Below are 3944 nucleotides of genomic sequence, written 5' to 3'. Positions count from 1 at the left end.
TTATTAAATCTGGTGTGCGTTTAACCAAATCAGAAATGACCCGTGGCGATATGCCATTTATTGGAGCAACCGAATTTAATAATGGCATTACCGAATTTGTGAGCAATACCAATGCCAGTCTTGATAAAAATATTTTGGGGGTAAATTATAATGGTAGCGTGGTAGAAAATTTTTATCACCCTTATGACTGCATCTTTTCTGATGATGTCAAAAGACTGGAATTAAAAAACAAAGATTATGCTAATAAATGGGTGTATTTATTTTTAAAAACCGCCATTTTGCAACAAAAAGAAAAATATCAATACGGTTATAAATTTAACGCCCAAAGAATGAGTAAACAAACCATTATGCTACCCACCGATGATAACGGTGAGCCAAATTGGGCGTATATGGAAAATATGATGAAAGCAGTTGAAATGAAAAAGATTTTGCAAATTTTACAACACTATGGACACTAAAATGCCCGCCATCAACGCCCTACTCCACTCCGCCGATAGCCTACTCATCACCGCAGGGGCAGGTATGGGCGTGGATTCGGGCTTGCCTGACTTTCGGGGCAATCACGGTATGTGGCAAGTCTACCCCGAGCTTGGCAGACAGCAAGTGGACTTTATGAGCATTGCCAATCCGACTGCTTTTCGCCAAAATCCCCATTTGGCTTGGGGCTTTTATGGTCATAGGCTTGCCCTGTATCGGCAGACCGTCCCACATCGGGGCTTTGGGGTGTTACTTGACATTGCCAAAACGGTAGGCGTGCCGTATTTTGTCTTTACCAGCAATGTGGACGGGCAGTTTGACAAAGCAGGCTTTGACCCTATGCGTATCTATGAATGCCACGGCTCTATTCATCATTTGCAATGTGCCAAGCCCTGCTGCCATAAGATTTGGACGGCGGACGGCTTAACGCCTGTGATTGACAATGACAAATGTGAGTGGCTTGGGGAGCTACCCACTTGCCCTGACTGTGGCGGGTTGGCTCGTCCTAATATCTTGATGTTTGGCGATTTTGCTTGGCAATCTCATCGCACGGACGAGCAAGAAACCCGCCTGCACAAGTTTTTGACAACCCACCAAAATCCTGTTGTCATCGAGATTGGAGCAGGAACAGCAATCCCGACGGTTAGACGCTTTGGCGATGGCTTTGCCCCACGTCTGATTCGCATTAACCTGCGAGAACCTGCCACACCCCAAGGCGGTATTGGACTTGGCATGACGGGCGTACATGGGATAGATGAGATTTGGCGGGCGTTGAATGCCAATGAGTGAAATTTTATACAATGCGAGTCTGTCTTTAAGAGTTATTATCATTTGCCAAAATATAACAACTCAGACCAAAACATTTGAATTAAATTAATAAAAATCCAGCCAATAAAAAAGACCCCGATGAATCAGGGTCTTTTTTATTAATCATCAATTAGTGATGATGACCGCCTTCGCCGTGTGCGTGGCCGTGTGCGATCTCATCAGCAGTCGCTGCGCGCACTTCTACGATCTCAACATCAAAAGTCAGCGCCTGACCTGCCAATGGGTGGTTGCCATCAACCACAACCTCTTCGTCAGTCACTTCTTTAACAGTAACCAACATCACATGACCGTCATCAGTCTGTGATTGAAATTGCATGCCCACTTCGATGTTATCCACACCTTGGAAGTTCGCGCGTGGCACAGACTGCACCGCTTCTGCGATGTATTCACCGTACGCATCTTCTGGCGCGATGGTCGCAACGAATTTATCGCCAGCAGACTTGCCTTCCATTTGAGCTTCTAGGCCTGGGATAATGTTGTGGTGACCGTGCAAGTATGCAAGTGGCGTACCACGAGATTGATCCAATGTCTCGCCTTGATCGTTGGTTAGTGTGTAGTTAAATTGAACCACAGAATCTTTTGTGATGGTTGTCATAAGAGCATTCCTATTTTTGATGAATAAATGTACGCGTTGGCATCCCAATCGCGATAACATTAGTTTCATTATAACAGACTTTTTGACTGATGTTGCTGATGTTACAAAAAACATTCAAATCCATCATGCCAGCCTGATCATCTGCGATTTGGTTAAATGACGGATTAATGATATGATAATGGCGCTGATAAATTAATAACCAATATAGGAAAAATATGAAATATATTGTTGATTTTACTAGATTTAATGAACATCTTGTTGATATTCATCTTAATTTTAAGGCGCAGGTGGATGCACCAACATTATGGCTGCCGACATGGATTGCAGGCAGTTATCTGATTCGCGAGTTTAGCAAAAACATCACCCTCGTACAGTACGATCATGATGATACACGACTCGATGCCGTTAAGCGCTCAAAGAATACTTATGAACTCACCCACATTAAGGCAGGAGATGTCGTCGATGTGCGTTATGAAGTGTATTGTCACGATCTGTCGGTGCGCGCAGCATTCTTGGATAATACGCGCTTGTTTGGGAACTTTAGTTCGCTACTCGTTATCCCGACAGGGCAAGAGAACAATAGCGCGAATATTTCACTACATGTACCAAATGCTTTTTATGCACTCAATCCCAACGCGACACTTGCCTGCGGTCTAAAGCATAATTGTGCTGATGATGCTGTTGGCAAGACTTATCATCTAGAGCCTGTTGCCGCCTTTGAAAGCTACGATTATCCATTTGAAATCAGCACTCAGGATGAATTTACCTTTACGATCACAGACGCTGATAGCAAAAGCCTGCCGCATCGTTTTTTTATCGCGGGTAAGCATCATGGACACCTGTCACGCCTACAACAAGACGTACAGAAAATTTGTCAAACTTACCTAGACGAGCTGGGCAGTGCGCCATTTGAAGATTATACCTTCATGACCATGGTGACGGGTTCAGATTATGGCGGTCTTGAGCACATCAATTCTACCGCACTGGTCAGTCCGCGCACCGACCTGCCAAGCATTCATGAAAGTACTATCCCGAGCGACGATTATCAGCGCTATCTAGGGCTATGCAGCCATGAGTATTTTCACGCATGGTGGGTAAAAACAGTACGCCCTGACGTGATGATGGATTCACAATTACAAACTGAAGCGCCTTCGTCATTATTATGGGTCTTTGAGGGATTCACCAGCTATATCGATGATCTGATGCTGCTGCGTTCGGGCGTGATTGATAAAGCGTCTTACCTAAAACTGCTCGCCGCACAGATTAATCGCTACTATCAGACCGCTGGTCGCGACCTACAAAGCGTCGCCGAATCCAGCTTTGACGCTTGGATTAAACTGTATCGACCCGACGAGAATTCCACCAACCAAGGCGCAAGCTACTACAATAAAGGCGCACTCATCGCCCTACTACTGGATCTTACCTTACTAAAACACTCCAACGGCAAATATCGCTTATTCGATGTCGTCAGAGCCTTCTACGCCAAAGCACTTAAACAAGACAATCGTCGCTTTGGCATGACGCATGAGAACCTTGGTGACGTGGTTAGCCAGATGATCGGGCGTGATGTGTGGCAGGCATTTTTTGACAATTATGTCATCGGGCGCCAATCACTGCCCATTGAAGACATGCTGGCAGAATTTGGCATTGAAATTACCGCCAAAGCCCAACAAAGAGCCTGGGGCATGACGACAGAAGAGTTGCCAAGCGGCATCAAAATCAAGCATCTCATCCGCCAAAGCCCAGCCAGCAAAGCAGGACTATCCGCCAATGATGTCATCGTAGCCATCGACAGGCTAAAAGCAAGTCAAAAACTCATCGAGACCACCACGAAGCGTCAAAGTCATGATGACAAGCCTATCGTCGTTCATGCATTTCGCCGAGATGAGCTCATGACATTTAGTGTTCATGGTGGATCATTTGAATATCGACAAGTCAGCTTGGTTGATAACACCAATGGCATCTGGCTAAACTAACTCAAAGCTTATCATTAATAAAAAACACCCTAAAATTTTGGGCGTTTTTTATTATTTGATTGATGGTG

The 3944-nt window shown here is 45.0% G+C and carries 4 protein-coding genes; 3 read left to right on the top strand and 1 reads right to left on the bottom strand.

Features of this window, described 5'->3' with window-relative positions:
• A partial coding sequence (locus GY683_RS05960; protein WP_297287871.1) for a restriction endonuclease subunit S occupies window positions 1-458 on the top strand: 458 nt, incomplete at its 5' end.
• A gap of 1 nt (window position 459) precedes the next feature.
• Entirely contained in the window at window positions 460-1266 is an 807-nt protein-coding gene (locus tag GY683_RS05955; RefSeq protein WP_297287870.1) for a Sir2 family NAD-dependent protein deacetylase, read from the top strand.
• Window positions 1267-1414: 148 nt separating this feature from the next.
• Here the strand turns inward: GY683_RS05955 and GY683_RS05950 are convergent, their stop codons facing one another.
• The gene (locus GY683_RS05950) at window positions 1415-1900 is read right to left on the bottom strand and encodes a peptidylprolyl isomerase (RefSeq protein WP_036364354.1); all 486 of its coding nucleotides are present in this window, start codon (window positions 1898-1900) and stop codon (window positions 1415-1417) included.
• A gap of 215 nt (window positions 1901-2115) precedes the next feature.
• On the opposite strand from GY683_RS05950, the gene GY683_RS05945 reads away from it, so the two are divergent.
• Window positions 2116-3876 (top strand): M61 family peptidase, encoded by a 1761-nt coding sequence (locus tag GY683_RS05945; protein WP_297287869.1) that lies wholly within the window; start codon window positions 2116-2118, stop codon window positions 3874-3876.
• Window positions 3877-3944 lie beyond the last annotated feature (68 nt).

The sequence above is a fragment of the Moraxella sp. genome (genome assembly GCF_024227015.1).
Classification (GTDB): Bacteria; Pseudomonadota; Gammaproteobacteria; order Pseudomonadales; family Moraxellaceae; genus Moraxella.
This window is presented reverse-complemented; position numbering and strand designations above follow the sequence as displayed.

Excerpts from the sequence above, each read along its gene's own strand:
- GY683_RS05955 (WP_297287870.1), top strand. The coding sequence starts at position 460 with ATGCCCGCCATCAACGCCCTACTCCACTCCGCCGATAGCCTACTCATC.
- GY683_RS05945 (WP_297287869.1), top strand. The coding sequence starts at position 2,116 with ATGAAATATATTGTTGATTTTACTAGATTTAATGAACATCTTGTTGAT.
- GY683_RS05950 (WP_036364354.1), bottom strand. The coding sequence starts at position 1,900 with ATGACAACCATCACAAAAGATTCTGTGGTTCAATTTAACTACACACTA.